We start from the raw sequence: 4,095 nt of genomic DNA, 5'->3' as shown, positions 1-4,095 counted from the left end.
AAAATACAGGTTGGAAATTTGCTATTTTTTATAATTAATAAAATAAAATTCTGGATAATTTTTTGCTTATGGAGATTCACATCTGGAAAGCAAAATATAGATAACCCGCTTATTATAAGCGAATTAACAGAAAAATGCTAATAATTATTATATAAGAATCTAAGTAAAAATCGGGTAAAAATTTACCCGATTTTTAAATAAACAGCTAATTTATGTATTTGTAGTTTAAATTAAGATTCTTCAGAGCGATTGTAGAAACGATTACGCTTATCTCGTTCAGGATCTACATACTCTAAATCAAGCATGACATTATGCACTCCACAATAATATTTGAGATCTTTAAAAATATTTGGTGAAAATGAAGTAACATGCTTATGTTCTACTGTACCTACGCCAAAACGAGTATAGAACAAGAAGTGAAATTCTAAAGGTAAACTGGTAATAGGCTTACCGGAAATATATTGCTTATAATAGTTATTTACCTTATTTAGACCATCTGCTTGACGTATATCAAAAAGAGCATAAACCTTGCCTTTACAGTTGGCTAAGTAGGTTTGCAGAGGAATTACTTGCTTGATTCGCATTGAAGTTCTCGTTTCTTTGGTATCCTTATTTTGATAAGAAGAAAACTGCATGGTTACCACGGCTTTGGTATCTTCAACGAGAGAATCTACAAGTTCGGCAATTTGATTGGCAGTAAGACTACTAAACATATCGCCTCGATAGTTTCCTGATTCATCTGAAAAGGAAAGATCTAAGACGTTTTTACTACCATCAAAAGATTTACCTTTACGAGCTGAATCTATATGCACTACGAGATTATGAGTACGATATACATTACGTTGATTACCTTTACGAGCATTGAGCATGACTTCAGTTGTATAATCTGAGAATTTAATCAACATGTCATCAATAGAAGTACAAGTAGCAATGGCATCTCTTTCTGCGGTAAACTCATTTATAGGGTGTCCCGCAAAATAGAAGTTAAAGGCATCATACTCTCGTCTTACTCTTTCTTCTAAAGGCCAAGAAGTTACGTCTTTGAGAATTTCAGGACGAATATAGGTATCAATATTTTCAGTTAAATCTGCAAATAAGTTACCATGAGTAGTGTTTTTTACAGCTGCAATTATAGGTTTTAGTACATGATGGTAAGCTTCACGACTATGACCTTTATCTTTAGCTTGATCAATAAAGTCATCAAAACAACCAGCATTTATCATTACTTTGAGCTGACTTTCAGAAAAGAATTTTCCGCATCGATCAATAAAATCATAAAAGTCTTTAAAAATTCCATGAGCTTGACGATCTTTAACTAGTTCTCTTACGACCTCAACCCCCACTCCTTTTAAAGCTGCTAAGGAATAGATAACTCTGCCTTTATGATCTACATCAAAGTGTTCAAAGGAATAGTTTACGCTTGGACGAATAAATTCGACTTTGATTTTACGAGCGGTATTTTTTAGGTCTTTAACCGTACTATAGATTTTTGAGATATCATTTTGGGCGTTGGTTAACACCGCTGCTAAAAATTCTGCTCGATAGTGGGCTTTTAAGTAAGCAGTTTGGTAAGAAACTAAAGCATAGGCTGCCGAGTGAGATTTATTAAATCCGTAACCGGCAAACTTATCTACAAGATCGAAAAGAGCTTGAGCCTGTTTACCATCGTGACCATTTTTAATTGCCCCTTCAATAAATTTACCACGCTCTTTATCCATCTCCTCTTGTTTCTTTTTACCCATAGCACGACGTAAGTTATCCGCATCACCTAGAGTATAACCAGAGAATTTTTGAGCAATTTGCATCACCTGCTCTTGGTAAACAATAACCCCATAAGTAGGATCTAAGATTTCTTTTAATACTTCAAAATTTAGCTCTGGAGTAGGGTAATAAACTTTTTCTAAGCCATTTTTACGTTGGATATAGTTTTCCACCATCCCTGATTGTAATGGACCAGGACGGTAAAGAGCAATCAGGGCGATAATATCTTCAAACTCTTTAGGCTGAGCATTAACCACCATTTTGGTAATCCCTGCAGACTCTAGCTGGAAAATCCCATGGGTATCCCCTTGCTGTAAAAGTTCATAACAAGCTGGATCATCAAGAGGAATAAGGTTTATATCAAGAAGATCCTCTTCTTTAACACCTTCTCGTCTTTGACGATTATGAATCATCTTAATGGCATTTTTAATAATGGTTAAGTTCTTTAGACCTAAGAAGTCAAACTTAACTAAACCTGCATGCTCAATATCATCTTTATCAAAGTGGGTACTTTGTTCACCATCTTCTGAGATATAAAGAGCCGAGTAGTTATTCATTTCCGTTGGTGAGATTACAATTCCCGCAGCGTGCTTACCGACTTGACGTACTAGACCTTCAAGTGGTTTAGAGTATTCAACAATATGACGATATTCTGGTTCTTCAGTATTATCGTAGTAAGCCTTAAAAATCGGATTGTACTTAACGTTATTATCTAAGGTTCCCTTAGCGGTTTTTACTTCTGCTTCTCCTTTATCATTAACTTCGGTATATTCGAGTTTATCTTGTAAAGAACGGGCAAGATCTTCGGCTTTATGACGGTCAATCCCCATTACCCTTGCTACATCACGTACCACCATTTTCGCACCCATGGTACCAAAAGTCATAATTTGGGATACAGAGTCTTTACCATAGTGATCTTGCATGTGTTCTATTACTCGAGCTCGTCCTTCATTACAAAAGTCAACGTCAAAGTCAGGCATGGATTTACGTGATGGGTTAAGGAAACGCTCAAAGAGTAAGGCATAACGTAATGGATCTAAGTCGGTAATTCTTAGAGAATAAGCCACAAGACTTCCTGCTCCTGAACCACGTCCAGGACCTACCGGAATTTCATGCTTTTTGGACCAGTTAATAAACTCTTGGACAATCAGGAAGTAACCTGGAAATTTCATCCGTTTAATTATGTCCAGTTCATAATTTAAACGTTCATTATATAGAGGACGTTGTTTTTCTCTTTCTTCAGGATCTGGATATAAGATTTGTAAACGAGCCTCTAATCCTTGCCAAGAAAGCTTATCAAGAATCCATTCTTCTTCATCGACATCTGGATTGGTGGCTTTAAACTCCTCAAATTCTTCTTTTAATTTCTTTTCTCCAGGATCGCTTTCATCGAGGTTAAATCTTGGAAGATCGTGATGTCCTAACTTAAATTTAACCGTACACATTTGAGCAATCTTTACGGTATTTTCAATAGCAATAGGCAAATCTTTAAAGAGTTCTGCCATTTCTTCACTAGTTTTAAAGTATTGTTCGGCGGTGTAATCAGGTTGATACTGAGACATGACCACACTTTGAGCAATACATTCACGAATTTGATGAGTATCAAAGTCTTGACGTCTTTTAAAGAGGACATCATTAGTTGCTACAAGAGGCATTTGATATTTTAAAGCATATTCAATAATATGCTTTTCGAGTCCTTTTTCTCCTGGACGTCCACATCTAGCTATGGCTTGGAAGAGTTTATTTTTATAAATAGATTTGAGTTCTTCATAACAAGGATCAGCAAAATCTATTTTATCTTCACGAGCACTATTTCCTAAAGGACCAAAGTAGCCTGGGAGTAAACAAATAACTCCTTGAGCATGGTTACGCATTTGTTCATAGGTGATATAAATGCGGGGATCACGTTTAGTGGACTTTAAACTCCGAGAGAGTTTTTGTTCTTCAACTTTACCTCTTGCACGGACATAGGTTTCGGTCATAATTCGACGGATATTCACATATCCTTCTTCATTTTGGGCAATGAGAGTTACATCATGTAGTCTTCCTTTATCGTCAAGAAATTGAGTGTCTACAGCTGAAATAGGTTTAATTCCTTTTGCAGTTCCTTGTTCATAAAGTTTAATGAGCCCACAGAACATATTTAAATCACTAATTGTAACTGCTGGCATTAAATATTGAGAAGCTAAGTTAATGATGTCTTTTACTTTCATTACTCCAGAGGTAATCGAAAACTCTGAGTGTACTCGCAAGTGTATAAATGATTTCGATAGACTTTTTGAATCAGACATAGCAATATTTTGTTTAGTAAAAGTAATTAATTATCTCTTTGCT

1 pseudogene is annotated in these 4,095 nt (G+C 35.6%); it reads right to left on the bottom strand.

The features are described from left to right. Window positions 1-560: 560 nt before the first annotated feature. A pseudogene (gene dnaE / locus CKF59_RS01970) lies at window positions 561-4,052 on the bottom strand (DNA polymerase III subunit alpha); the annotation flags it as partial. Between the last annotated feature and the right edge of the window lie 43 nt (window positions 4,053-4,095).

The sequence above is a fragment of the Psittacicella gerlachiana genome (assembly GCF_003585965.1).
In the GTDB taxonomy this organism is placed as follows: Bacteria; Pseudomonadota; Gammaproteobacteria; order Enterobacterales; family Psittacicellaceae; genus Psittacicella; species Psittacicella gerlachiana.
This window is presented reverse-complemented; position numbering and strand designations above follow the sequence as displayed.